The 23,528-nt window shown below is 47.4% G+C and carries 30 protein-coding genes; 26 read left to right on the top strand and 4 right to left on the bottom strand.

Annotation, left to right across the window (positions count from 1 at the left end):
• Positions 1-29 precede the first annotated feature (29 nt).
• The 24 genes from ACTB1O_RS02905 (at position 30) to ACTB1O_RS02790 (ending at position 18,521) form a co-directional block, all read left to right on the top strand.
• Complete coding sequence (locus ACTB1O_RS02905; protein ID WP_462993638.1) at positions 30-395, top strand: hypothetical protein; 366 nt, start codon at positions 30-32, stop codon at positions 393-395.
• On the top strand, positions 392-562 hold the full coding sequence (locus ACTB1O_RS02900; RefSeq protein WP_462993637.1) for a hypothetical protein: 171 nt from the start codon (positions 392-394) through the stop codon (positions 560-562). The genes ACTB1O_RS02905 and ACTB1O_RS02900 overlap by 4 nt, the downstream gene beginning before the upstream one ends.
• On the top strand, positions 562-1,053 hold the full coding sequence (locus tag ACTB1O_RS02895) for an ArsR family transcriptional regulator (protein WP_462993636.1): 492 nt from the start codon (positions 562-564) through the stop codon (positions 1,051-1,053). The genes ACTB1O_RS02900 and ACTB1O_RS02895 overlap by 1 nt, the downstream gene beginning before the upstream one ends.
• 4 nt (positions 1,054-1,057) lie before the next feature.
• Complete coding sequence (terL, locus tag ACTB1O_RS02890) at positions 1,058-2,482, top strand: phage terminase large subunit (RefSeq protein WP_462993635.1); 1,425 nt, start codon at positions 1,058-1,060, stop codon at positions 2,480-2,482.
• 123 nt (positions 2,483-2,605) lie between these two features.
• Positions 2,606-3,421 (top strand): hypothetical protein, encoded by an 816-nt coding sequence (locus tag ACTB1O_RS02885; RefSeq protein ID WP_462993634.1) that lies wholly within the window; start codon positions 2,606-2,608, stop codon positions 3,419-3,421.
• On the top strand, positions 3,418-5,007 hold the full coding sequence (locus ACTB1O_RS02880) for a hypothetical protein (RefSeq protein WP_462993633.1): 1,590 nt from the start codon (positions 3,418-3,420) through the stop codon (positions 5,005-5,007). Before ACTB1O_RS02885 ends, ACTB1O_RS02880 begins: the two co-directional genes overlap by 4 nt.
• Positions 5,004-5,837 (top strand): phage minor head protein, encoded by an 834-nt coding sequence (locus ACTB1O_RS02875; protein ID WP_462993632.1) that lies wholly within the window; start codon positions 5,004-5,006, stop codon positions 5,835-5,837. The genes ACTB1O_RS02880 and ACTB1O_RS02875 overlap by 4 nt, the downstream gene beginning before the upstream one ends.
• Before the next feature lie 13 nt (positions 5,838-5,850).
• Positions 5,851-6,957: a hypothetical protein gene (locus tag ACTB1O_RS02870; protein WP_462993631.1), complete on the top strand. Its 1,107-nt coding sequence runs from the start codon at positions 5,851-5,853 to the stop codon at positions 6,955-6,957.
• Position 6,958: 1 nt separating this feature from the next.
• Positions 6,959-7,783: a hypothetical protein gene (locus ACTB1O_RS02865; protein WP_462993630.1), complete on the top strand. Its 825-nt coding sequence runs from the start codon at positions 6,959-6,961 to the stop codon at positions 7,781-7,783.
• 2 nt (positions 7,784-7,785) lie between these two features.
• Positions 7,786-8,925, top strand: coding sequence for a phage major capsid protein (locus tag ACTB1O_RS02860; protein ID WP_462993629.1), 1,140 nt, complete (start codon positions 7,786-7,788; stop codon positions 8,923-8,925).
• Positions 8,926-8,956: 31 nt separating this feature from the next.
• Positions 8,957-9,142, top strand: coding sequence for a hypothetical protein (locus ACTB1O_RS02855; RefSeq protein ID WP_462993628.1), 186 nt, complete (start codon positions 8,957-8,959; stop codon positions 9,140-9,142).
• Entirely contained in the window at positions 9,139-9,492 is a 354-nt protein-coding gene (locus ACTB1O_RS02850; protein ID WP_462993627.1) for a hypothetical protein, read from the top strand. The genes ACTB1O_RS02855 and ACTB1O_RS02850 overlap by 4 nt, the downstream gene beginning before the upstream one ends.
• Entirely contained in the window at positions 9,493-9,846 is a 354-nt protein-coding gene (locus ACTB1O_RS02845; RefSeq protein ID WP_462993626.1) for a phage head completion protein, read from the top strand.
• Positions 9,843-10,091 (top strand): hypothetical protein, encoded by a 249-nt coding sequence (locus tag ACTB1O_RS02840; protein WP_462993625.1) that lies wholly within the window; start codon positions 9,843-9,845, stop codon positions 10,089-10,091. Before ACTB1O_RS02845 ends, ACTB1O_RS02840 begins: the two co-directional genes overlap by 4 nt.
• Positions 10,091-10,528: an HK97-gp10 family putative phage morphogenesis protein gene (locus ACTB1O_RS02835; protein WP_462993624.1), complete on the top strand. Its 438-nt coding sequence runs from the start codon at positions 10,091-10,093 to the stop codon at positions 10,526-10,528. The genes ACTB1O_RS02840 and ACTB1O_RS02835 overlap by 1 nt, the downstream gene beginning before the upstream one ends.
• Complete coding sequence (locus ACTB1O_RS02830; protein ID WP_462993623.1) at positions 10,518-10,898, top strand: DUF3168 domain-containing protein; 381 nt, start codon at positions 10,518-10,520, stop codon at positions 10,896-10,898. Before ACTB1O_RS02835 ends, ACTB1O_RS02830 begins: the two co-directional genes overlap by 11 nt.
• Positions 10,899-10,903: 5 nt before the next feature.
• On the top strand, positions 10,904-11,695 hold the full coding sequence (locus tag ACTB1O_RS02825; protein WP_462993622.1) for a hypothetical protein: 792 nt from the start codon (positions 10,904-10,906) through the stop codon (positions 11,693-11,695).
• Position 11,696: 1 nt separating this feature from the next.
• Entirely contained in the window at positions 11,697-12,056 is a 360-nt protein-coding gene (locus ACTB1O_RS02820) for a hypothetical protein (RefSeq protein ID WP_462993621.1), read from the top strand.
• Between the two features lie 116 nt (positions 12,057-12,172).
• Positions 12,173-12,295, top strand: coding sequence for a hypothetical protein (locus ACTB1O_RS02815; protein WP_462993620.1), 123 nt, complete (start codon positions 12,173-12,175; stop codon positions 12,293-12,295).
• Between the two features lies 1 nt (position 12,296).
• On the top strand, positions 12,297-15,005 hold the full coding sequence (locus tag ACTB1O_RS02810; protein ID WP_462993619.1) for a phage tail tape measure protein: 2,709 nt from the start codon (positions 12,297-12,299) through the stop codon (positions 15,003-15,005).
• Positions 15,002-15,877: a phage distal tail protein gene (locus ACTB1O_RS02805; protein ID WP_462993618.1), complete on the top strand. Its 876-nt coding sequence runs from the start codon at positions 15,002-15,004 to the stop codon at positions 15,875-15,877. The genes ACTB1O_RS02810 and ACTB1O_RS02805 overlap by 4 nt, the downstream gene beginning before the upstream one ends.
• Positions 15,874-17,013 (top strand): Gp37-like protein, encoded by a 1,140-nt coding sequence (locus ACTB1O_RS02800; RefSeq protein WP_462993617.1) that lies wholly within the window; start codon positions 15,874-15,876, stop codon positions 17,011-17,013. Before ACTB1O_RS02805 ends, ACTB1O_RS02800 begins: the two co-directional genes overlap by 4 nt.
• A 4-nt stretch (positions 17,014-17,017) precedes the next feature.
• Positions 17,018-17,221 (top strand): hypothetical protein, encoded by a 204-nt coding sequence (locus ACTB1O_RS02795; RefSeq protein ID WP_462993616.1) that lies wholly within the window; start codon positions 17,018-17,020, stop codon positions 17,219-17,221.
• A 61-nt stretch (positions 17,222-17,282) separates the two neighbouring features.
• Positions 17,283-18,521, top strand: coding sequence for a hypothetical protein (locus ACTB1O_RS02790; RefSeq protein ID WP_462993615.1), 1,239 nt, complete (start codon positions 17,283-17,285; stop codon positions 18,519-18,521).
• A 24-nt stretch (positions 18,522-18,545) separates the two neighbouring features.
• Here ACTB1O_RS02790 and ACTB1O_RS02785 read toward each other — a convergent pair whose 3' ends face one another.
• Positions 18,546-19,691: a tyrosine-type recombinase/integrase gene (locus tag ACTB1O_RS02785; RefSeq protein ID WP_462993614.1), complete on the bottom strand. Its 1,146-nt coding sequence runs from the start codon at positions 19,689-19,691 to the stop codon at positions 18,546-18,548.
• Positions 19,692-19,818: 127 nt separating this feature from the next.
• Between ACTB1O_RS02785 and ACTB1O_RS02780 the strand changes: the two genes are divergently transcribed.
• The gene (locus tag ACTB1O_RS02780; RefSeq protein ID WP_462993613.1) at positions 19,819-20,709 is read left to right on the top strand and encodes a dihydroorotate dehydrogenase; all 891 of its coding nucleotides are present in this window, start codon (positions 19,819-19,821) and stop codon (positions 20,707-20,709) included.
• Positions 20,702-21,481: a dihydroorotate dehydrogenase electron transfer subunit gene (locus tag ACTB1O_RS02775; protein ID WP_462993612.1), complete on the top strand. Its 780-nt coding sequence runs from the start codon at positions 20,702-20,704 to the stop codon at positions 21,479-21,481. Before ACTB1O_RS02780 ends, ACTB1O_RS02775 begins: the two co-directional genes overlap by 8 nt.
• Positions 21,482-21,495: 14 nt before the next feature.
• Here the strand turns inward: ACTB1O_RS02775 and rlmH are convergent, their stop codons facing one another.
• Genes rlmH through ACTB1O_RS02760 form a run of 3 tightly spaced genes read right to left on the bottom strand, consistent with a single transcriptional unit; the run spans position 21,496 to position 23,513 of the window.
• Entirely contained in the window at positions 21,496-21,981 is a 486-nt protein-coding gene (gene rlmH / locus ACTB1O_RS02770; RefSeq protein ID WP_462993611.1) for a 23S rRNA (pseudouridine(1915)-N(3))-methyltransferase RlmH, read from the bottom strand.
• Positions 21,978-22,577, bottom strand: coding sequence for a molybdenum cofactor guanylyltransferase (mobA, locus tag ACTB1O_RS02765; protein ID WP_462993610.1), 600 nt, complete (start codon positions 22,575-22,577; stop codon positions 21,978-21,980). The genes rlmH and mobA overlap by 4 nt, the downstream gene beginning before the upstream one ends.
• Before the next feature lie 15 nt (positions 22,578-22,592).
• Positions 22,593-23,513: a ketopantoate reductase family protein gene (locus tag ACTB1O_RS02760; RefSeq protein ID WP_462993609.1), complete on the bottom strand. Its 921-nt coding sequence runs from the start codon at positions 23,511-23,513 to the stop codon at positions 22,593-22,595.
• Positions 23,514-23,528: the final 15 nt, after the last annotated feature.

Genomic DNA, 23,528 nt, shown 5'->3' with positions numbered 1-23,528 from the left:
CCTGATTGCCTTCTGGAGGACGCAGAAGAATGACCTCTCATGAAGAGCTGGCCGCTGCCACACGCGGGGACAGATACCCAAAAGACATCGACACTGCGTTCATTCCGTATCTCGACCGTATCAATGCAGTCCCCGGCCTGCAAACCATATATTGCTGCACAGGTCACGGCTTTGACATGGCATATGTCTCAATTAAAATCAATCGGGATTTTGAAGAGGTATTCGCAGCGGTCGCCCCCGTCTGTCTGGAATATGAAGGCAGGGCATTCTATTCAACAATATCTGGCTGGGAAAATATCACAACGCCGGTCTGGACCTTCCATTATTCGTGTTCATTTTTTGATGAGTTCACAGAGAAACTGACAGCAGCACTTGAAACATTGAACCACAAATGAAAAACATACCCGTATCAGAAGAAGAACACAGCCGCGTATGGCTTGCAAAGTTTAGACTGAAGACCAAGGATCTCAACGCCGTTATCAACAGGGCTCTGACTGCTCTTGCTGAGAAAGAAGGGTGGGAAGATCTGCAGAACAAAGAAGAAGATGAGGTGCATCGCTGATGGGTAATGAAAACAAGTGCATTGTGTGCTCTCACCCGGACAGGCTTGAGATAGACAAAGCCCTGCTTGCCGGCAGTAAAACATACCGGGAACTTGAAGCTGAATATAAAATTTCCAGATCCGCGATATCCCGGCACGTTCAGAAAGGGCACATCTCAGCACAGGTCGCAAAAGCTCATGAAGCGAAACAGGTCTCAGAAGCCTGCTCGCTGCTGGAACAGGTGCAGGAACTGCAGGGGACTGCGAACCGTATTCTGAAAGACGCTGAGTCAAAGAAAGATCTCAGAGGGGCATGTGTTGCTATCCGTGAAGTTCGGAGCATTCTGGAACTGCTGGCGAAGATGACAGGGGAACTGCAGGGTGAAGGTGTGACTGTTAACATTGTAGAGAACCCGCAATTTATTGAGTTTAAATCAGTGGTTATGGGGGTGATGTGTCCTGAATGCAGAGAACAGCTCAAGCAGCGACTCGCTGAAATTACAAGCGAGTAGTTTCTTGTGTGATCTTGATCAGGATTTTGCCCAGCAAAACCTCTGGGACAACCTTGATCTCAGACCTCAATCTGGGCCACAGGAAGCGTTCCTGAACTCTGATGCAGACATAACCATTTACGGGGGGGCAGCCGGAGGAGGGAAGACCTTTGGTGAGCTTCTCGACCCGCTGCAGTGGATTCATGTATCTGGTTTTGGAGCAGTAATCTTCCGAAGAACCACAACTCAAATCCGAGCAGAAGGGGGCCTGTGGGATGAAAGTGAGACCATTTATTCCCGAATTGGTGCAACACACCGAGAGCAGCGGTTAGACTGGAAGTTCCCGTCAGGAGCAAAGATCTCTTTTGCTCATATGGAATATGAAAAGAATCGCCTCGACTGGCAGGGGTCTCAGATATGTTTGATAGCATTTGATGAACTGACCCATTTCACCAAGAAGCAGTTCTTCTACATGCTCAGCCGTAACCGTTCGACCTGCGGTGTTAAACCACGTATCAGGGCAACCTGCAACCCCGATGCTGATTCATGGGTGGCGGAGTTCATCGGCTGGTGGATTGATCAGGATACAGGATTTGCAATCCCGGCTCGTGCAGGCGCTCAGAGATGGTTTGTGCAACTGGGTGACGATCTCATCTGGGGGGACTCTGCAGAGGAACTCCTGCAATTGTATCCGGAACTCATTCCTAAGTCTGTGACGTTCATCCCTGCAAAACTTGATGATAATCCTGCACTGACCTCGAAAGATCCCGGATACAAGGGCCGTCTGATGGCTCTTGACAGAGTGGAACGTGAAAGGCTGCTGCAGGGAAACTGGAAAATCAAACCGGAACCGGGCAATTACTTCCGCCGCGAATGGTTCAATATCGTTGAGGAAGCTCCTGCTTGTGATCTAATTGTGAGATATTGGGATTTTGCCGGCACAAAAAAACGCCCTGGAAAAGATCCTGACTGGACTGTCGGGTTTTTATTAGGATTCCACGGTAGCAGGGTGTGTATCCTCGACATCGTCAGAATGCAGGAAAGCCCCGGAACTGTGAAGGCCGCTGTCAAAGCCACTGCTGGAATGGATGGAGTATATGTGCCGATCTTGATTGAACAGGAACCGGGCAGCGCCTCGCTCTACATGATCGATGAGTATCGGGACGAGTTGCAGGGATATATTGTTGAAGGCATTCCATCAACAGGAAATAAAATCCTAAGAGCAAAGCCTGCCTCCTCTGCAACTGAGCATGGCCGTGTTGACATGGTGCGGGCAGCGTGGAATAAAGCCTTCATTACAGAAGCAGAATATTTTCCGGATGGAGCACACGACGATCAGGTTGACGGATTTTCCGGAGCCTTCAACAATGGATATGAACTTTTGAAAGCCCTGATGGCAGATAGTGGTTACGTCACTTATGACGACTCGGTGAGCATAAGTCCGGTCTAAATTCTCAAATCTTCGAAAAAGCGTTCATCTTATTTAAACCCCTACTTTTTTATAAATTTGCAAAATCTCTATTATTAATCATCTATGCGCGCGCCACCCTCTGCAACAGGAGCCTGATGATAAATGGGACTTGAATCTATTCTAACCTCAATTGACGTGTCTGCCATCGCTGCAGCCCTTGGTATCGGAGGAACGAGCATCGCCGCATTGCTGGGATATGCGATTATCGGAATTAAGAAATTCCTCAATGTTGATGACGAATCAACTAAAATCGCTCCAAAAATCCTGCAGAAACTCGGCGGCTGCACGTATCAGATGAAAGAGGAAGACATTGCATGGATCTGCAATCAGCTTCCGAGCTTTAACGAGCAGAAGATTATCAGAAACGAAATCGCTGCCAACATGGAAAAGAATCTTGCTTTCTTCTTACTCGACACTTCTATCGCACAGATTCCAATCTCGCAGGGTTACATCGACGTTGCAAACATCGTTTACAAAACCGCTGCAACAACAGTGGAAGCTGACACAAGAAGCAGAGACAGCGACGGGAAGCAGATAGGTCTTCTTTCTCTGAAATCTCTTTCAATCGGTAGCGTTGCAGTAGTTGACAAAATGAAATCTACTGTCAGTCAGCTTGTTGGGAAGGAATGTGTGGCAATTCTTACAGGCAAGGATTACGGCAGCGTTATTGTCGGAATGTTCTTTGACGGCAAGCAGTTCGGAGAGCAGGTGTGCTATACCACCCTTGTTTCCTCAGAGATCTTCTCGGCAAAGATGCCGGACCACAACACAGATTATCCTGAAGGCGAGCACGTCCTTGAAATCAAGCAGGGATATAGGGATGGCTGGAGTTCATATAATGGCACATCTGGCAGCAGCGGAGACCAGACAACCTGGAAAGAAGAACTCACAGTCAAATTCGTGATTGACGTAATATGAGTCTGACAGAGCAGGAACTTATCCAGGCCACAGAGGCAATACAGGTCTCGGTTGAACAGACAGAGATGCTCATTGAGCGCCTCGCTGTTCTTGAAGACTCGATGTCAGATAAGGGGTGGAATCGCATTGGCGGTCTGACTGAGAGAGACTTCTCCCGACAGGGCCTGCGTGACATCTCAAAGATGGTCCGGATTTACTGGCTTAAAAATCCGCTCATTAAACGGGCAGTCTCAGTCCAGAATCTCTATGTCTGGGGGCAGGGTTGCACACTCAGAGCAGTTCACCCGGACGTTGACGCCGCTGTTCAGCAGGTCTTGAAAGATCCCTCAAATCGCAGAGTGTTTGGCGATACTGAAGCGTGGATGAGACTTGAGGCTGAACTTCAGCTCTTTGCGAATCTCTTTTTTGTTTTTTTTATCAACCCGAGCACCGGCCGTGTAAAAGTCCGCACAATTGCGTTTGATGAAATCCAGTCAGTGATCTCCGACCCTGATGATTCACAAACACCCAGGTATTATCTTCGGGCATGGACGAGCACATCCACTAATCCGACGACAGGATACGGCACAGCAACCCAGCACAAAGCCTACTATCCTGACTGGAGATACAGTCCATCAGAAGGACATCCAGAACACATAATGGGCATCCCTGTGCAACAGAGCCCGATATATCACGTTGCAGTCAACCGGCTCAATGACATGCAGTTTGGGGTCTCTGAACTGTATGCAGCGTGTGACTGGGCTCAGGCATACAAATCCTACCTTGAGAAGTGGGTCACTATCATGGATATGCTGTCTAAGTTTGCCATGCAGCTGACCGGCGCCAACAAAAAGGCAGTCTCCGGTGCAGTCAGCAAACTTCAGGGGATGCTGCCTGCGTTGCAGCAGAGCCTTACAGAGTCCAGAGAGTCCACTGGCCCTCAGACTGGCGGCATTTTTGCAACAACTCAGGGTAACAAACTTGAACCTATCAAAACCTCCGGTATCACAGCCAGTATGGACGATGCAAGGCGCCTCATGCTGATGGTCTGCAGCTCAGTAGGAATCAATGAACCCTATCTTACAGGCGACCCAAGCACCGGGAACCTTGCCACTGCAAAGAGCATGGAAAGACCAATGGAGCTGCAGTTCACCGCCCGTCAGGCTTTATGGCAGTCGGTATTCAGCAACATCCTGAGTTTTGTCATTGATATGGCGGCGGCGGCTCCAAATGGCAGACTCAACACAGGTGCAACAGTTGAGATCGATGATGACGGCGACCGCATCGTGACGCTCGGAAATGATTCTGAGACTAAAGAGCCGATGAACCGCAATGTCGAGATCATCTTCCCGCCGATTCTGCAGCACGATCTGCTTGAACAGGTGGACGCAATAGTCCATGCAGCGACCCTGAATGGGGCAATGTCTGCCGGAACAATGCCGGTAAAATACATCTCAACACTGCTGCTTGATGCTCTTGGAGAAAAGGACTCGGCTGCACTTGTAGAAGAGTGGTTCCCTGAAGGAGAGAAGCCGACAGACTCGGAAGCAGAGCTTGCAAGAGTCCTTGGCAAACTGGAATCTTATCTTCAGGAGGCTGCGGCATGATCAATAAAGAAATTGTGATTGAGGCTGTCAGAAAAATCATAAATCTGGCTAAGATTGCGCAGCGTGACAGGGCTCTGAAACCTATTGAAAAGACCTTGTCAAAAGAGATGTCAGCTGCATTCCTGGCACATGAGAAAGTATTCATGGCCGAGTTTGAGAAATCAGGCCCTGCTCTTTTTGAGTCTTATCCGAAAGGCCCTGTTCCGGTTGAAGGTGCTCTTGAGGGAGCATATCAGGCAACTCTGGAACTGTTTATCGGCCCGATTGAGGAAGCAGCTGGTGCTGCAATTGAAGCCGCTGCAAAACACCGGACGGCTGAGTTCAATATCAATTTTGCATTTGGCCGCAAAAACCCGCGAGCTATTGAAGTTATTCAGAAAAGAGCAGCATCGGCCGTCAGCCAGATTGACGAGACCACCCGTTCAGAGATCTCAAAGATTGTCACCCGCGGGATGGAAGACGGTTATGATTACCAGAAAGTCGCCCGACAGATTACGGCCAAGTATGAAGAGTTTGGCGTCAAGGTCCCGGCTGCCAGTCATATTCGCAACAGAGCGCAGCTGATAGCTATCAACGAGGCAGGAGATGCCTACGAGACCGGGAACCGGCTTGTCATTGAAGAGATGGCCTGTGCCGGCCTTGAGATGGAAATGTTCTGGAGCAATGTTGGAGACGGTAAGGTCAGTGACGGCTGCAAGGAAAACACAGCAGCTGGGTGGATACCAATCACCAGCTCGTTTCCATCCGGGCACCAGCATTCCCCTCGTTTCCCCGGGTGCCGTTGTGCTACATTGTATCGTAGAAAGCCAACCCCCAAGGGGGTGAATTGAGGTGATAGAGAGTGTGACTGAAGGATTGAGTGAGTTCAGCGGAGTAATCGTCCCGCTTATTGAAGTGAAGGCGGATGCAAACGGCACGATTCCTGTAAAGATTATTGACGCAGGATGGGGGTCTTCCGGGTATTATTCCCGTGAGGCACTTCAGCAGGCAGTCAATAACCGTGTGTATTGTGCCGGTCTGCAGATGTACTGGAATCATCCGAGCGTGTCGGAAGTCAAAGAGCGGCCTGAGCGGGATCTTAGGGATCTTGCAGCGGTGCTGACTGAAGACGCACGTTGGGATGAATCTGGATCAAAAGGTCCGGGGGTGTATTCCCGTGCAAGAGTATTCTCTGCATATCATGAAGCTGTGGCTGAGATGGGCCCGTATATAGGGCTCTCTCACTACGTGTGGGGCGAACACAAACAGGGCGAAGCAGAAGGCAAAAAAGGAGATATCATCACCAAGATTGTCGCTGCCCGTTCAGTTGATTTCGTTACCTTAGCGGGCCGCGGCGGAGCGATTGCAGAAGCATTCCGAAACGCCCGGCCATCCGTACCGACAGACGAACAGAAAACAGCAGGTAAAAACATGATAGGAGAAGCAAATCCAAAACCCTCCCTCTCTCTGGAATCGCTCCACAAAGAGCATCCTGAGATTGTAGAGTCACTCCGCAAGGAGTTTGAAAACAGTGCGTCCATGAAGGAAGCACAGGAACAGCAGAAGGCTGCACTTACAGAGGCACAGAAAGCCCTGAAAGAAGCACAGGACGAGAACGCCCGCCTGAAAGAAGCACAGCTGATGGTAGAGGCAAAGACCTTTGTCGAAGGCAAAGTCAAGGAAGCCCAGCTTCCGGAGCTCACAAAGACCCGTATCGCTGAATCTCTCAGCAAAGAGCCTGTGGTCAAAGACGGCAAACTCGACGAAGCTGCATACGCAGCAGCGGTTGACAAGGCCGTCAAAGCCGAGGCAGAATACCTCGCAAAACTCGGTGTCGGGAAAGTGTCCGGCGTCGGGGGCAGTGTCTCCGGCGGCGACATAGCAGAAGCTCAGAAAGAGCTTGTTGAGGCTTACATTGCAGGTGGAATGACAAAAGAACGTGCTGAGGCACTTGTCAAGGAGATGATCTAAAATGGCAAAAAACTTTGTTCATATTCCAGGATACCGGGTCGCAGTTGCATGTGATTATCCGGCAGTTCCTGAAAGTGGAGATCCGGTTCGCTACGGATACCGGACAGGCATTGCACTCACAGATGAAGACTCAGACGGATTAGCCTCAGTCGAGTTTGGTCCCTGTGATGTAAACATCTCTGTCACCGCTGACGGCAGCGGGATTGCAGCAAAAGACATCCTCTGGTTCCACGATGCTGAAGAAACAATCAACAACACCAGTGAAGGTGGATACTTCTTCGGACACGCAAACGAAGCAGTCACAGCCGGGGCAACCGCAACAATCAGCGTTCACCATGAACCCAGCCCCGGAGCAGGCACAATTGCCGCCGGTGCAGTAGGAACCTCTGCTCTTGCAGACGGAGGAGTTAAACCCGCAAAACTCAGCGACGTGGCAAACAGTCGCCCGGTGATTGTCCCAATCGGAGCAGTCGCGGCAACAACCTCACAGGTGGTATTCGTGGCTCCGACAGCAGGAGTTCTCTCCGCTGCAAAGATTGTCAACAAAACTGCAATCACGGCAGACGATACCGACTTCTGGACTTTCACACTTGTTGACAAGGGTGCAGCAGGGGCTGGCACTGACAAGATTGTCGAGAAGACCACCGAAGCAACCGGGGGATCTGCTCTTGAAGCATACATTGCTCTCAGTCTCGGCACACTCAGTGCGACTCACAAAGTCCTCGCAGCCGGCGATGTTGTGCTTCTCACAATCACAAAAGCAGCGTCAGCCACGGCACTCGCAGAGACCGCTCTTGTGCTTGAATTCCTACCAACGGAGGCCTAATAATGTCAGAGAAAATTTCAGACTTTACCTCAAGGCTTGATGCATCTGCATTCAATCCCTCGGATTTCGGCGGACACCGTCTTCCGGAAGCAAGAAATGACACAGAGTTTGTTCATGGTCTTGCAAAAGCACAGCAGCTCGTAAACCGCATCAAAGAGGGCAGAGCAACACTCAGAAACTTCAAAGAAGCCATGAGCACCAGCGACTTCCCTCTGCTCTTTGCAACCAACCTGCAGAGACAGCTTCTCGGAATGTATCAGGAAACCCCTGTATCATGGGATCTGTGGGCAAAGAAATTCACAGTCAATGACTTCAGAGAAGTAGAACTCCTCGGACTCACTGGTGCAGACGACCGCCTGACAAAGAGAAAAGAACTCACAGAAGCCAAACAGAGCGGTCTTGATGAGAAGAAATATTCTCTCGCTGTTGAGATCTATGAAAGAGCTCTTGGTCTTGGAGAAGAGGCAATCCGTAATGATGACCTCAATGCCTTTGCATCTATCCCTGCCCGCCTTGGCAGAGGTGCAAGAAGAACAGAGGAGTATCTTGCAACCTCAATGATTGCAGGGGTCAACGGACCAGATGCAACCTTCTTCTCAAGCGACAACGGCAACCTAATCACAAGGGCGCTCTCCATTCAGGGCCTCAAAGAAGGCTTCACTGCGATGGCAACTCAGACTGATTCAGGCGATGAACCTATCTACAACGAGCCTGCAGTCCTTGCAGTTGTTCCTGCACTAAAAGTGGAAGCACAGCAGCTTCTCGCCACACTGCAGGTAGAAGTGGTTCGCGGCAAAGAAACGATTATCACAAAGAGCACATTCGGAAACCTAAAACTTGCAGTGCTCCCTTACGCTCCGACAATCATGTCATCTTCAAATGACACAACCTCCTGGTTCCTCTTTGCAGATCCAAATCTTGTTGAAGGTGCAGCTGTTGGTATGGCACACCTCAGAGGTATGGAGCAGCCAGGTCTTTATACCAAAGCTCAGAACGCAGTCGGCGTCACAGGTAGCGGTTACGACATTGTTGACTTTGATTCCAATGAGATGGAATGGAAGGTCAAACACGTTGTTGGCGCAACTCAGCTTGACCCAAAGTTTGCAGTCGGCAGCACCGGAGCAGTAGCAGCAGGGGTATAATTCCCCTCTTTTTCTGTGAGGTGATCTGATTATGGCTATACCTAAAACTCCAAGCACCAACACAGAAGATCTGCTGCTCGATATCATCGACGGCCAGAAAGAAATCGTCAACGAACTCAGAGGTATCCGGTCAAAAATGCCTGCCTCTCAAAAGCCAGAGTGCAAGGATAACTCTTCTCTCCGCTGCCTGAAAGAACCAGGAGGTCAGCGGCCATGACATTCACTTACGACCCGACAACTTCACTGGGAAAGGTCAGACTTCTCTCAACTGACAGAGATTCAGAGCATGAAATCTTTTCTGATGAAGAGGTGGGTGTGTTTCTGTCTCTCAATGACGAGGACGTTAAACTCGCAGCGGCACAGGCTCTTGACCAGATTGCATCTTCTCAGGTACTGATTCTCAAGTATATTGAGGTCAACGGCCTCAAGACTAACGGTCAGGCGGTCGCAAATGCACTGCACACTCAGGCCGAAAGTCTCAGAGCACAGGCCGAAGGCGACGGGGATTTTGAGATTATTCCCGGACCATGGACACCTTTTTCTTCAGAACTAAGGAGGGGGATCTGAGTGTCAGCTCTTATTGACGACAGGCTCATGGCAACGCTTGATTCTCATTTCCCTGAGATCTGCAAAATCCAGTCATTAGCTGAGACTGTCGATGACGACGGGCAGGTTGTCGAGGAATGGACTGACAGATACGCATCAGTTCCGTGTCTGTCAACGCCTCTCAAAGGCAAAGAAATCAAAAAATCTAACCAGACTTACGTTGTGGCAACGACTTCAATTGCTCTGCAGGGGCTCTATTCTGATATAGTAGAATCTGACCGGGTGATTGTCGGCGGAACGACTTACAACATTCTGCTGGTTGAGCAGATCCTCGGCACCATGACACGGTTATCCTGTGAGGTGGTGCGGGTATGAATGAAGAGGACGGTGGTATCACAAACAGAGGATTAATTCTTGAAACCCGCCGCGATGTGGCGTGGATTCGTGAAACCCTTACTGAGCTTAAAGAAACTAACAAAAAGCAGGATATACGGATCTCCCGACTTGAAAATTCAAGTTCTAAAATGAAAGGCCGCGACGGAGTACTCATTGCAATCATTGCAGGAGGAATCTCCTTTTTTGTATCCCTGTTGTCTGTCTTTTCCGGGGGTAAACTCTAATGATTGGTGTTAAAGTCAGTGGGGGAGAGGAACTTGCCAAAGCATTCCAGCAGCTATCTGACAACGTAAAAGGCGTTAAGCTTGAAGCAGCCACCCGTGCAGCGGCTTTACCAATCCAGAACAAATTAAAGCTCACTAAAAACACGGGCGGGAGGACTCCTTACAAGTCCGGGACTTACATCAAATCGTTTGGAAACGAACCAACGACCACTGAAAAAAGCCCGACCCGCTGCGTTGTGCAGGTAGGGACTGACAGCCCGTATGGCAGACGCCTTGAATTAGGGTTTGTCGGCCGTGATACTCTCGGAAGATTCTACAATCAGGCAGCACAGCCGCACATCCGGCCTGCGTATGATGAGCATACCGATATCTGTCAGAATGAGTTTGCAGCTGCCATGAGAGATCTTCTCACAGCGGGGGTGACTTATGCTGATTGAATCAGTTCTCAGAGGCATTCTCATTGCTGATGCAGATGTGTCAGCAGTGATTGTAAACAGAGCGTATCTCATGCACCTGCCGAGAGATCCTACGTTTCCGGCAATTGTGTACCAGGGGATCAGCGGAGTTCAGGACAGCCTTACAGGGTTTGCTCATCCGAGGATTCAGTTCACCTGCATTGCGGAAACCCCTGTTGCTGCGAAAGAACTTGCAAACAAAGTCAAAGACGCTCTTCACGGTCACAAGGGCGTCCACAGTAATATCCAAATCGAGTATATCGAGTATCTGGGTATGAATGATGACTATGACGAAGAGGCCGGAACCTACTGGGTTCCTGTTGACTTCTTTGTGACCTATAAGGAGACTTGAAAAAAATGTTTCAGACATCAGTGCAGAACTCCGATGCAATCCGTCTGGGTTCCTGCAAAATGGAAGTCGAAGACTGGCCCGGCTTGTTTACCGATATGACAAATCTCGGTATTCTAAAAGGGGCTAAGCTTGTTGCGAAGAGGGTAATCAACACGATTCAGCCCGATAACGCACCGGAAGTAACAGTAGAATCCAAATTCACAGGCGTGACAATCACTGCCACCCTGTATGAATGGAGCCTTGATTCTCTTGAAAAACTGGGTCTCGGCAGCGTTGTGTCTGTTGCAGGCACCCCAGTATCCGGACAATCCCTGACAGTGCTTTCGGGAGCATGGTCGTTCCAGAACTTCATCCCGGTAACCGCTGAACCAAGCGGAGCTGTCAGTGCAGTATCGGCTGCAACCAACGGAGATCTGGTAGAAGATACCGATTATATCGTTGTCACCGACGATGCAGGCGTTACAGGTATCATTATCCTTGATACCGAAACTGTCACAACTGAAAGCCAGAACCTGACAATCACATACGGATACACTCCTGTTGCATCAAAGAACATCACTATTGATGGTAACGGGGCGTCCCCGAATTACCGCACAGTTAAACTGACAAACACCAACGCTGCTGAAAAAACCTACATGTACAAGGTCTATAAAGCCAAACTGACGGGCGACTTTGAGCATGCGTTTGTGCCAGATGCCGGCACCGATGCCGCAGGTATTGCAATCACCCTGGAAGGGGAGATGGATACCACACAGTCCAACAAGATCTTTGAGATCAACGACCAGCAGGCGGTGTGAGATGGCTGTCCTGAAAGACTTTTCAGTTCTGGCTCCTGAGCCGGTGACTGTCAAAATCGGTTCAGGGGAAGACGTGCAGGAGATTGACCTTACAATCTTCCCTGCTTTTGTGTCCCTGAAAATGTCCGAGTTTGTAACTGGCCGGAAGATTACTGATATCCGAATGGGTGAAACCTCTGCTTTCCTTGCCGATACCTTAGGCCGTTTGAATCCGGCAATCACAAAGGATTTCCTTGAAACCAAATGCACCGAACAGCAGGTCGGAGAACTGTTTATGTATCTGCTGACCCGTCACACCGAGGAAAGAAACAGGGGTTTCAAGAAAGTTACGGGAAAAAAGGCTGATAAAAAAAACCCGTAAAGCCCCTTGATGTTGGCAGGATAGTTGCAGAAGTTTGTCTCTTGTATGGGTGGACTCAGGAATATGTTTTATTCCGTCTTTCTTGGGAGCAGGTCCTGCTATACCATGACAGGGGTATGGAATACGATCTCGGCAGACGAGGGATTGCAGTAAAACGGGATGAAGATCCGGAAGATGATTATGAGGATGTCCCGGACGTTGACAAAATAGAATCACTGCTTGGAGAGTTCAGAGGATAATATGACAGATACAACACTTGGCAAACTGGTAGTTGAGATTGTAGGGGATGCTTCTGACCTCATAAATGCATACAAAGAAGCAGAAAAGCAGACTGCAACTTTTGAAAGTCAGCTGAAGACCCTGGGAGATTCCATGACCAGTGCCGGGAAGAAGATGACTCTCGGCGTTACTGCTCCTCTAATGCTCATGGGAGGTCTGGCAGTTAATACCGCTAAAAACTTTGACGATTCAATGCGTCAGGTTCAGGCAGTTACTGGCGCCACAGGGGATCAGTTTGACAAACTCAGACAGCAGGCGATTGATCTCGGGGCATCAACAGCCTGGTCTGCATCTGAGGTTGCAGAGGCACAGAAGTATCTGGCCAAAGCAGGGCTTGATGTCAATCAGGTCATGGAAGCAACGCCTCAGATGCTGGCTCTTGCTTCTGCGGGATATTTAGATCTTGGTTCTTCAGCAGATATTGCTACTAACATTCTTTCAGGGTTCGATCTTGAAGTCTCAAATCTGGGACATGTTTCAGATCTGCTTGCAAAAGCTGCATCTACAGCAAATACTAATGTGCAGCAGATGGGGGACGCGATGGCCTATGTCGGCCCGGTTGCCTCTGAAGCGAACCAAAGCATCGAGATGACAACCGCTGCAATTCAGATAATGAGTAATTCGGGTATTCAGGGTTCGATGGCAGGAACTGCTCTGCGTAGTTCTTTGTCTGCGTTGTTATCCCCTACTGCAGAAGCACAGAAGATTCTTGCATCCTACGGTCTGACAGCTGAAGACGTTAATCCTGAAGTTCACAGTCTTGCAGAGATTGTTGAGTCTCTTGGAGATGCAGGTATATCTGCAGGTGATTCCCTGCAGCTCTTCGGCGAACGCGGAGGTCCGGGTATGATGAAGGTTGTCTCTGCAGGCCGCGAGGAACTCGAAGATTATACGGACGCTCTTGAGGACTGTGATGGTGCAGCGCTTAAAATGGCTGAGACAATGGAAGGCGGAGCCGGGGGAAGTTTCCGCGAATTTGAAGGCCAGATCGAAACCCTCTCAATCACTTTTGGAGACCTTCTTGCAGATGCACTTATCCCGACAATGGAAACCGTCGGAGAACTGGCAAACTGGTTGTCTGGTCTGGACGAAGAGACTCAAAGAACAATTGTAACTATAGGTCTCTTTGCAGCAGCAGTTGGCCCGGCAACGTGGGCTTTGGGGTCAATGGCAGGAGGAGTCTCATCAATGATTACCCTGTATCGCACATATCAGGCCTCTACAATTGCCTCAACAATTGCAACCAAAGGTTTTACTGCCGCAATTGCAGCAAACCCTGTAGGGCTTGCTATCATCGGCGTGACAACCCTTGCAGCTGTCCTGATACCATTAGCGGCAGCTACAAGTGACGCCAACGACGAGCAGAAAGGATATAATGAGTCTTTATCTGAAATGAATGATCTTTCGGAGGTATCCACTGAAATACTCATTGAGAATCTGGCAGCCCTTCGTGAAAAGATCAAAGCGGAAGAAGAAGAGATCAAAGTCTTAAAAGAAAAACTGAATCCGGAAACTGCTGACCAGAATAAGGAATTATTAGAGCAGGCAAAATTACTGGCAGGAAATTACAAGGCCGAAAAGAATCTCACTTACGCACAACAGCAGCGTGCGAAAGCGATAGCATGGCAGACGAACCAGTGGACTGATCTCTTCAAAGCGACGGATGAGTATTATGAGCTTGTCGAAAAAGAAGGGCAGAAAGTTGCAGATCAATTGATGGCAGATGCAACTGAGTATGAGCTTGAATTAAGAGATATAAAAGAAGGTGCTGAGGCTGCATTTGATATAGCAACTCAAAAAGTAAAAGATCATCAAAAAGAAGTCTCAAACCTTGGTGATGAATATACAACTCTAAAAGAGCTTATCGACAAGGCTCTTGGAATTGATGAAGAGATAGACGATTCCGGACGTGATGTTGAACGTGCAGATATCCGGCTGATTCAGGCAAAATCAGATCTTCAGGATATACAAGACGAGATAAAAGAACTTCAAAAAAATAAAAGTGCAGACTCTTCAGAAGATCTCGCCGACTTGTATCTTGATGAGCGATCTGCAAAACTTGACCTCGCTGATGCAGAAGACAGATATTCAGAGGCATTGGAAGACCAGCAAGAGTTAATAGAAGAGAAGTCCGCAATCGAAGAGGAACTTAATGGGGAATCAGTTGAATCTGCACAGACCCGGCTGGATGAAATTAGCACGCTCCTGGAGGAGGAAACAGTAGCGTTGGAGAGTGCACTAAAAGAGCAGGAAGATGCAAAAATCTCCGCTGAAAATATCCAGAACATGATTGATCTCGAAGCATATAAGACTAAATCTGAAAACTATGCAAAATGGGTTCAATTCGTTGCTGAAAACCCTGTAATCAAAAAGGAATTTACTATTACGTATGATGAGAACGGAACTCCTTCATACACAATTCCTACTGTTGAGAATGGCCAGATAAATATGCCTGAATATTCTACTGCTGATTTCTCAGGTATTGCCGCCAGCGGGGTGGCAGCGAATACAACTGCGACAGATGCACAAAACGTCTCAAACTCTACTGTGATCAACAACACTTTTGAAACCACTATAATTGCAAACGAAACTGATACAACCACAGACCTTGCAAACAAAACCTCTAAAAAGATTATACAGAATGCTCTCGGGGGGCTTGGTATGGGATGACGGTCTTTACCTATGAGCTCATCGGCTCAAATGGAGATCATCTCTATTTTGACAATGCCTCGTTCGCAGTTCAGAAAGACGGCCTTCAGGGTTTTTCAGGATACCCTGGAGAAGCGGATCTCATAACATCCCCCGGGCAGATAGGAGCGCTGCTGAACTCTGTTACTATCAACAAACGGTATGTCAGCATCCCGATCACAATCCTTGGAACCGGCAGGGCAAACCTTGAACTCAAACGTGATCGTCTAATCAGAGCCATAAATCCAATCAACGGCCTATGCACATGGGTCTGGAATAAAGAGGACGGATCGAAAAAATACCTGAGAGTTCTTGCCGATGCCGATAGCCCGGTTTTCTCATCCGGCACAACGGCGGATGCAACACAATGGCCCTGCGTTGTTGATTTTGTTGCACCGGACCCCTGCTGGTATTCCGACACTGAGATCACAAATCTTCTGAGGGGTTTTGTCGGGGGATTTTCCCTGCCGTTTACTCTCCCACTTACTCTTGGAGGTGTCGGCACAACACTGGAGTTCACAAATCCGGGCGACACCCCGTCTCCCTGTCAGATTGAACTCAGAGGGATGCTGCAAAATCCTGTGATTACGAATCTAATCACCGGCGAAGTGATCACTGTCAGGAAAACGATTCAGGACGGAGAAATCCTGACGATTGATACCACTTTCGGCAGCAGGTCTGTGAAGCTGACTGACACTGACGGCAATGAAACTGATGCCCTGCACTACTGCACTATCGGCTCGACGTTTTTCCAGATACCTTCGGGTGAAGTCAGTGTAAATTACACTGCAACTTCTGAAGGCGCCGGTGCTCTTGGGTACCTGACTTATACTCCGAGGTGGCTGTCGCAATGAGCACATTGATTACAGCGACTGAAATCCGCATCTGTGACGATGATTATAACGAGCTGGCTGTCCTCGACACATATGAATCTCTGACATACACAGAACGATTTGCCGGTCGGGATTCATGGTCGCTGACAATCAAACGCGGCGCTAAGAATGCAGAATACCTGACAAAAGGTCGCATTCTGCACATGCTGGAGAACACTCCTCAGAAGAAAACCCGCTGCCTGATTGTCAAACAGATCAGCGTTAAAGAGGGCATGATCACTGTCACAGGAAATGATTATGCAAGTGTCCTCCTCGGAGGCAGATCAATTCTTGACGGGACTGATGCCAGTACCGGATATGATGAACAGACCGGCGATGCCGAGACTGTGATGCGGCATTACATCTCCACGAACCTGACAGAAGCCACAGATACAGTCCGGCAGGATTCGGTATTTCAGTTAGAGTCTGTCAACCAGAATCGTGGCAGCGATGTGACTTACAACGGCCGGTTCCAGACACTTCTTGAAATGCTTGAATCCTGCTGCTCTTCCGGAGGGAATCTGGGATGGGAGGCTGTTGTTATTGAAGAGGATACTGTTGACTGGGGCTGGATGCTGGAATGGAGAATCAGAGAAGGCGTTGATCGCAGCGAGACTCAGGACGTAAACTCTCCCCTTATTCTTTCAGAAGGGCACGGCACTGCAAAGATTACTGATTTCTGCGACACTCTGCCGGAGACAAACCTTGTAATCGTCGGCGGTGCCGGTGAGGCTGCTGCCCGCACACAGCTTACGGTAGGAGATGATACTCTGACAGGAATCTGGCGCCGCGAAAGTTTCATTGACGGCAGCGATTCCGACGACACTGACGCACTCACAGAACGAGGTCAGGAAGCAATCGACGATGCAATCAGCACCTCTTTTGGAATGCAATTTCTTGAATCTGAATCGTGCGTGTATGGTGAGAGTTTTGATATTGGCGATATCGTGTCAGCCGATGCAGGGGTGTACGGAGCGTATGACCTGCAGGTCGTGACGGTTGAAACAGCATATACAGTCGCAAAGAAAAGCATCGGCCTGACGCTTGGTTCTGAGATCAAAGATGTGTACAGAATTGTCCGGGACGTAACTAGAAGCATTCCGGATATCCGGAAGTGAAAAAATGGATGAAAACATGAGCGAATTAAAAAACCAAATCTTAGAGGCTGCGGTGAAATACGCAAGCGACGGTAGAGACTTTAAGGCATCCAATATCGGTATCCAGTTACCGGAGGTGCCGCTTGATGTCATCAAATCTACGTTGCCGACACTGGTCCCGCCTGGATTCATTCGGATCGTATCGCCAAAAGTTCCCGGCAAATACTAGTTGAACCTGAAGAACACAGTCGTTGCGGGACTTATCCGCGAACTGAATTAAGGAGGTATAAATGACAATTGAACATGGATTCTTTGCATCTCCCCCAGGAACTCCTGAAGAAGAGCTCACAAAATATACACAAAATGCATATGCAAAAGACCGGGCTTTAATTCGCCCAGACGGTATCGTGGACGGGAAATACGACAACTTTGAAGTAGGCCCTGCTGATCCTGACGCGATGTCTGTCGTTGTCGGTGGCGGGCACATTGCCATACAGGGATACTGGATGGAATCTGACGCAGATGAAACCCTGACAATCGCCGACGCTGACGCAGACAATCCCAGAATTGACCGGATCGTTGCAAGACTTGATGTCATCACAAATCTGGAAGTCAGTCTTGAAGTTTTAACAGGAACCCCATCATCGTCTCCGGAAGTTCCGGCACTGACACAGACCGCATCTATATATGAGATTGCTCTTGCTCGGGTTGCAGTTGCCGCTGCTGCTACAAGTATTGTTGCCGACAATATCACTGATGAACGGGACGGCCAGTATAGAGATCTCACAAACTTGTTCCATCAGCCCGTTGAATTACGACAGATGTCCTCGGGACTTGAAGGCAGAATACAGTTTGATGTCGATGGCAATATCTGGATGGCGAACAATGCCTCTTATGATTCTGATACCGATACATGGTCTCAACCAGATACTGCAAAGGCGTCAACAGCGGTGAAGTTAGGGACAGATGGAAGTGTCTCTTTGTTGACCTGTGCCGCAGGCACTTCAACAATCACGTGGTCGGGGGCTTTTGCATGGGAGAACATTGTTCTCCCTTTGGGAGGAGTAGATTTTGACGGGAAAGAGCTTTTGAATGTGACCGGCGTATGCGGAGGGGTGCTGCGGACAGCAGCAGATAATGTCGCAGAGACGTTCTCAGGTGTTTCGGCAACTTTGGTATATTCGGCGTTTGACACGTTCCACCCCGTATTTACATATACTGTTGCCTCGAATGTAAAATCAGGATCTTCCTTCAAACTTAAAACCACAATCAAGGGAGAACAAAATAAAACGAAATTTTACTACCAAATAAATGACGACACTCCTGTATTTCTATTCACAAAGACAACTGACAACTCTGTATATGACATAATTAACATCACCATCTCGAATATAAAAGCGGGTGATCTTGTAAAATTCGGATCAATGATGCCGTCTGACCTTGGATGGAATCTCGGGTGGAGCGCTGCATCAGCATATACTTCCGTCACTATCTGCTACACTGAGGGCACACTAGTTTCCTCAATCTGAGAGGTGACGCATAAATCTCTTTTTTTATGCGCCCTCATACTCATCATTTTGCAGGCTGTTCCTCGGCACAATCCCCCCGGTGAAGTTCATCAGTTCCTGTGTTTTCCGCATTTGCCGGAGTTCGTCCAGGAGGCGATTGATAAGGGCCTGTTGATCAGCTGCTGATATCTGGAGTTGTGTTATCTCAGAGGCTTGCTCAATTTTGACTTTGTAATAATCGTCCGGGACGTTGATCATCAGCCTTGGCATTGCCTTCAGATACTCAGCCTGCATTTCAGCTTCGGGGATCCTGCGGTATGCGTTGTCAAGATATCCTTCATGGCCGGCGAGGGCTTCTGCAACTGAGGGATTGGCAGCGAGTTTAAACTGACTGATAAAGAATTTCCGGAAGGAATGATAGGTGATCGTGCACCGGCCGGACAAAGGATCTTTAGAAAATAGGCCTGCTTTTTTCAGGACGTTGGCCAGCCGGTATCTTTCATTGTTCGCCGAATATGGAAACACAGCGTTGGTGATTTGAAAAAGGGGCTGCCGGGCTGTGGAATTGCCGACCTCATAGTCCCTTACTGACATCCACGCCAGATAGGCTTCTTTTGCCTCATCGGAGATATAGACCAGCCGGGCAATGCTGTTCTTTGAGATCCGGGCAGGGATATATATTTCAGCAGGGTTTTTAGTCAGATCGATGTATTCCGGCAAGATACTCAGAGCTTCAGTGATTCTCATTCCGCTGCTGCATAACATCAGAATAAGGGCTCTCATTTTAGTGTCGGACTGCATTATGATTTGTTTAATTGTCGGGGCGTCCAGAGCTATGTCGCGGGTAACGGCCCGGGCTTTTGGCAGTCCGTTCTTTCTCATCCGGATCTGTTTTGGTGTCAGGGTGATTTCACAGCAGTCCCGGAGATATCGTTCAACAGTTGACAAATAATGTATTATCGGCAGAGGGCAGTATTTGTCCTCGCAGCGGGAGTGAAAAGTCATCAGGTCCGAAGTGATTTGAGATACTGGCTGTGACAAATATATTTTCCACGCCTGATCAAGATCTTCAACAGGGGCACCTGTCGAGATCTCTATGAATTGCTTGAGAATGATCAGGGTTAGTTTGCGCGTTTTTTCATTTCTGTAAGTATTTGCATATTCAGACGGCAGCATTTCAGGAAGTGTCATGTTAAACTCCTTTGCAGTAAACAATAATAGCAGATATTCCGTGCATTCTGAAAGTGAAAAAAATGACGAATTACCGCAAGCTGGCGAACGCTAATAATAAAATAACTCCAATGTATCATCATTGCAAATGGTGAAAATATTAAAAGAAGATAATCCTGCTGTTGGTGGAGTCGGCATTAAAAATCACCTGATACTTGCAGCAGGCGTTTTAGGAACAACCGGTGCATCATTAAACAGAATGCTCAATCTGGGCGCAGGCGCTGTTGTAACTAAATCCATAGGACCTGTGCCCAAATATGGTCATGCGGGTCCCTGTGTTTCTGTGATGAATGGTGCGGTTATAAACGCAATGGGACTTCCAAATCCTTCACGTAATTTTACAGAGGAGCTTGAAATTTTGCAGGACAAACCTGTGGTTGCAAGTATATTTGGAGGAAACCCTGAGGAGTTTTCACTTGTTGCATCCTGGTTTAAGGACAAAGTAAAGGGTTTTGAGTTAAATGTATCCTGTCCTCATGCAGAAGGCTATGGAGCGCAGATAGGATGCAACCCCGATATTGTACAGGAGTGTACCCATGCGGTTGCAAAAACCGGTCTTCCTGTCTGGGTTAAGTTAACACCCAATGTGACAGACATAACAGAGTCGGGGATTGCCGCACAAAAGGGCGGTGCATCCGCGGTAGTTGCAATAAACACCGTAAAGGCGATGAGAATTTCAACAGATTTCAGACGTCCGGTTCTTGGCAACGGGTCCGGAGGCCTGTCCGGTCCGGCAATATTTCCAATAGCAGTCCGCTGTGTATGGGAGTTATATGAAGCACTTGACATACCGGTTATCGGGTGTGGAGGGGTGTCTTCTGCCGACAATGTGATTGAGATGATGATGGCAGGTGCATCGGCAGTTGAGATTGGAAGTGCTGTTCTGGATGGATCAGATATTTTCAAAAGAATTTCAGATGATCTATATTCCGACGATGGAGAAAAAGCGGATGACATAATCGGGTGTGCACATGATTGAGATACCTTCGGTTGCAGTAAAAATTACAGGAATTGTGGATGAGACCCCCTCTATAAAGACATTTGAGTTTGACAGGGACTTTGAGTATCGTTCCGGTCAGTTTTGTATGGTCTGGATTCCCGGTGTCGATGAGATTCCAATGGGTCTTTCCTCAAAAAACTCAATAACAGTTCAGAATGTTGGAGAGGCCACATCAGCGCTTTTTTCTCTTGATGTCGGTGACAGTATTGGCATTAAGGCACCTCTGGGTAACGGTTTTTCACCCGGAAAAAAGGTTCTTGCAGTGGCAGGCGGTGTTGGTGCAGCGCCACTCCGCCCTCTTGCATTGAAAGGTCAGTGCGACACTTTTCTTTCAGGCTCCAGAAATGTTGGAGAAATTCTCTATGAAAAAGAGTTATCATCACTAACAGATCTTCATATTGCAACAGATGACGGTTCAAAGGGCCATCATGGTTTTGTAACCGAACTTATGCAGGAGATTGATCTCCTTTCGTATGACACTGTCTGTGTCTGCGGTCCGGAGATTATGATGGCCGGTGTGCTAAAAGTGCTCGAGTCAAACAATATGGCAGAAAGGGGGCAGTTTTCCCTTGTCAGATATATGAAATGCGGAGTGGGAATCTGTGGTTCCTGCTGTCTTGATCCCGATGGTCTGAGAGTTTGCAGGGATGGTCCTGTTTTTACAGGAGATCTTCTTTTAAAAAGTAAAGAGTTTGCAAAATATTCCCGTGATGCTTCCGGAAGAAGGATTTCATCATGTGGTGGTCATTAAAAAAAATTATTTTTTTACCTGTGATATTTTCCGCCGGAATTGATACTATATGCCCTGTATAACTGCTCTGTAAGAATGAGCCTTGCCATCTGATGTGTGAATGTAAGACGGGATAAGCATAATCTAAAATCTGCTCTTTTAATGAGATCTTCAGATATCCCGAGGCTTCCGCCGATAACAAATACTATTCTGCTGGTTCCGGATATCTCAAGGGATTTTATCTTTTTTGCAAGTGTTTCCGAATCCGGCATTTCACCTTTTAAATCAAGAAGAATGACGTAATCACTTTGTTTAACTGATGATAGTATTTTTTTGCCTTCTTTGTCAAGAATTTTTTTTACTGCCGCTGATGAAGGATTATCCTGAATACTTTCATCAGGTATTTCCATAAATTCAAGATTGATAAAAGAGCTTAATCTTTTTGTATACTCTGCAATCCCGTCCTGTATGAATTTCTCCTTTATTTTTCCAACAGATAGAATTCTTATAGAAGTTGTCATTTGAAAAGTTCACCGTTTTTTAATTTTTCAAGCTCTTCAAGATGATTGATATTTGTAAATGTCTTTAGTTCAGGATCAATATCCTTTAAATTTTCAACATTTATATAGCAGGACTGGATATTTTTTACCATCTCACGCATAGAAAGTGATTTGTGGTATTTCAAATAATCTTCAAGTGCCTTTTTTTTATAAACTGCGTGAAGCGGTTCAAGCATCTCATCATTCCAGCATGGAATTACGGCTTCATAATCATCTGCAATTTCAAAGAGTCTTTTTATTACTTCTTTATTTACAAATGGCATATCACAGGCTACAACGAACAAAGTATCCCCGTTTGATGCATTAATTCCTGCATGAAGACCACCTATGGGGCCTGTGCATTTTCTGATATCAGTTACAACTATAATATCGGGAATATTCCCAAATCTGCTGCACTGGCTTTCATCTCTAGTGACAATTATTATCTCATCCACAGATTCCCTGAGAGTTGAGATGAGTCTCTGAATGAACGTTTTTCCCCCGTAAGAAAAAAGATATTTTTCTCTGCCGCCTGCACGTCTTGCCTCCCCGCCTGCAAGAATAATCCCTGTCTTCAAATGTATGCTCCCATGTCAAGTTGCAAGAATTAATTTTTCTTTGAATTTTATTAGATTTACTAATATATTGTTTACAGGTGTTGATACACCGTATTTTTCACCTTTTTTTACAATTGCGCCGTTTATGAAATCGATCTCTGTCTTTTTGCATATAGAAAGATCCTGGTACATTGACGAGTGGTGTTCTGCTGTGGATGGAATCTGTGTATTTTTCAAAAAATCCAGATATTTTTCGGCTGTATCCCATTCAAGAATAATATCTTCTGCTTTGCAGACTTCAAAGACTTCATTTACAATTTCTGTTATTATTGCCCACGAATGTTCTTCAAGAAGCTTCCCATATGGTACTTTCATTATTGCCCCGAGAGGATTTAATGCAGCATTATAGAGGGTTTTACCCCAGATTGCACCCCTGATATTTTTTTCCTCTCTGACCTCAACACCTGCGTTTTTGAAGAGATCTGTCAAAATCTCTACATTTTTATTGGTTCCTGTCGGGAATATTCCAAGTCTTAAAGGGGCAGCCTGTACTGAGACATGAACACACGCATCCTGCCGCCATTCAAAGCCGGTAATGATCATTCCTCCGATAATTTCATCTGTAAATTCCGAGATGATCTCTTCATTTCCTATTCCGTTCTGAAGGCTTATCACCGGAGTGTCTGCCAGATATTCCTTAAACTGTTCACAGATGCTTCCTGTGGCATTTGATTTGGAAGTGATTATTATAAAATCGTATTTTTCCCCTTTGGGAAGTGTCTCTGAGCATGAAAAAGAGAATTGGCCTTCTCCCCAGAGTCCTGTCATAACAAATCCGTGATTTTTGACAGCTTCAGAGTGACGGGTTCTGCTGACGGCATGCACTTCACATACCTGTGAAAGTTTTGCAGCCACACAAAGTCCTACTGCCCCTGCACCTAAAATAGCTATTTTCATATTTTCATCTCTATA

The sequence above is a fragment of the Methanomicrobium sp. genome (genome assembly GCF_055145805.1).
This window is presented reverse-complemented; position numbering and strand designations above follow the sequence as displayed.

What these genes read in the sequence shown, in the direction of transcription:
- ACTB1O_RS02805 (WP_462993618.1), top strand. Translation starts at nt 15,002, where the DNA reads ATGACGGTCTTTACCTATGAGCTCATCGGCTCAAATGGAGATCATCTC.
- ACTB1O_RS02850 (WP_462993627.1), top strand. Translation starts at nt 9,139, where the DNA reads ATGACATTCACTTACGACCCGACAACTTCACTGGGAAAGGTCAGACTT.
- ACTB1O_RS02795 (WP_462993616.1), top strand. Translation starts at nt 17,018, where the DNA reads ATGGATGAAAACATGAGCGAATTAAAAAACCAAATCTTAGAGGCTGCG.
- ACTB1O_RS02865 (WP_462993630.1), top strand. Translation starts at nt 6,959, where the DNA reads ATGGCAAAAAACTTTGTTCATATTCCAGGATACCGGGTCGCAGTTGCA.
- ACTB1O_RS02820 (WP_462993621.1), top strand. Translation starts at nt 11,697, where the DNA reads ATGGCTGTCCTGAAAGACTTTTCAGTTCTGGCTCCTGAGCCGGTGACT.
- ACTB1O_RS02835 (WP_462993624.1), top strand. Translation starts at nt 10,091, where the DNA reads ATGATTGGTGTTAAAGTCAGTGGGGGAGAGGAACTTGCCAAAGCATTC.
- ACTB1O_RS02840 (WP_462993625.1), top strand. Translation starts at nt 9,843, where the DNA reads ATGAATGAAGAGGACGGTGGTATCACAAACAGAGGATTAATTCTTGAA.
- ACTB1O_RS02875 (WP_462993632.1), top strand. Translation starts at nt 5,004, where the DNA reads ATGATCAATAAAGAAATTGTGATTGAGGCTGTCAGAAAAATCATAAAT.
- ACTB1O_RS02880 (WP_462993633.1), top strand. Translation starts at nt 3,418, where the DNA reads ATGAGTCTGACAGAGCAGGAACTTATCCAGGCCACAGAGGCAATACAG.
- ACTB1O_RS02775 (WP_462993612.1), top strand. Translation starts at nt 20,702, where the DNA reads ATGATTGAGATACCTTCGGTTGCAGTAAAAATTACAGGAATTGTGGAT.
- ACTB1O_RS02895 (WP_462993636.1), top strand. Translation starts at nt 562, where the DNA reads ATGGGTAATGAAAACAAGTGCATTGTGTGCTCTCACCCGGACAGGCTT.
- ACTB1O_RS02780 (WP_462993613.1), top strand. Translation starts at nt 19,819, where the DNA reads ATGGTGAAAATATTAAAAGAAGATAATCCTGCTGTTGGTGGAGTCGGC.
- ACTB1O_RS02810 (WP_462993619.1), top strand. Translation starts at nt 12,297, where the DNA reads ATGACAGATACAACACTTGGCAAACTGGTAGTTGAGATTGTAGGGGAT.
- ACTB1O_RS02800 (WP_462993617.1), top strand. Translation starts at nt 15,874, where the DNA reads ATGAGCACATTGATTACAGCGACTGAAATCCGCATCTGTGACGATGAT.
- ACTB1O_RS02855 (WP_462993628.1), top strand. Translation starts at nt 8,957, where the DNA reads ATGGCTATACCTAAAACTCCAAGCACCAACACAGAAGATCTGCTGCTC.
- ACTB1O_RS02830 (WP_462993623.1), top strand. Translation starts at nt 10,518, where the DNA reads ATGCTGATTGAATCAGTTCTCAGAGGCATTCTCATTGCTGATGCAGAT.
- rlmH (WP_462993611.1), bottom strand. Translation starts at nt 21,981, where the DNA reads ATGACAACTTCTATAAGAATTCTATCTGTTGGAAAAATAAAGGAGAAA.
- ACTB1O_RS02900 (WP_462993637.1), top strand. Translation starts at nt 392, where the DNA reads ATGAAAAACATACCCGTATCAGAAGAAGAACACAGCCGCGTATGGCTT.
- ACTB1O_RS02905 (WP_462993638.1), top strand. Translation starts at nt 30, where the DNA reads ATGACCTCTCATGAAGAGCTGGCCGCTGCCACACGCGGGGACAGATAC.
- ACTB1O_RS02785 (WP_462993614.1), bottom strand. Translation starts at nt 19,691, where the DNA reads ATGACACTTCCTGAAATGCTGCCGTCTGAATATGCAAATACTTACAGA.
- ACTB1O_RS02790 (WP_462993615.1), top strand. Translation starts at nt 17,283, where the DNA reads ATGACAATTGAACATGGATTCTTTGCATCTCCCCCAGGAACTCCTGAA.
- ACTB1O_RS02860 (WP_462993629.1), top strand. Translation starts at nt 7,786, where the DNA reads ATGTCAGAGAAAATTTCAGACTTTACCTCAAGGCTTGATGCATCTGCA.
- ACTB1O_RS02760 (WP_462993609.1), bottom strand. Translation starts at nt 23,513, where the DNA reads ATGAAAATAGCTATTTTAGGTGCAGGGGCAGTAGGACTTTGTGTGGCT.
- ACTB1O_RS02815 (WP_462993620.1), top strand. Translation starts at nt 12,173, where the DNA reads ATGGAATACGATCTCGGCAGACGAGGGATTGCAGTAAAACGGGATGAA.
- ACTB1O_RS02825 (WP_462993622.1), top strand. Translation starts at nt 10,904, where the DNA reads ATGTTTCAGACATCAGTGCAGAACTCCGATGCAATCCGTCTGGGTTCC.
- ACTB1O_RS02885 (WP_462993634.1), top strand. Translation starts at nt 2,606, where the DNA reads ATGGGACTTGAATCTATTCTAACCTCAATTGACGTGTCTGCCATCGCT.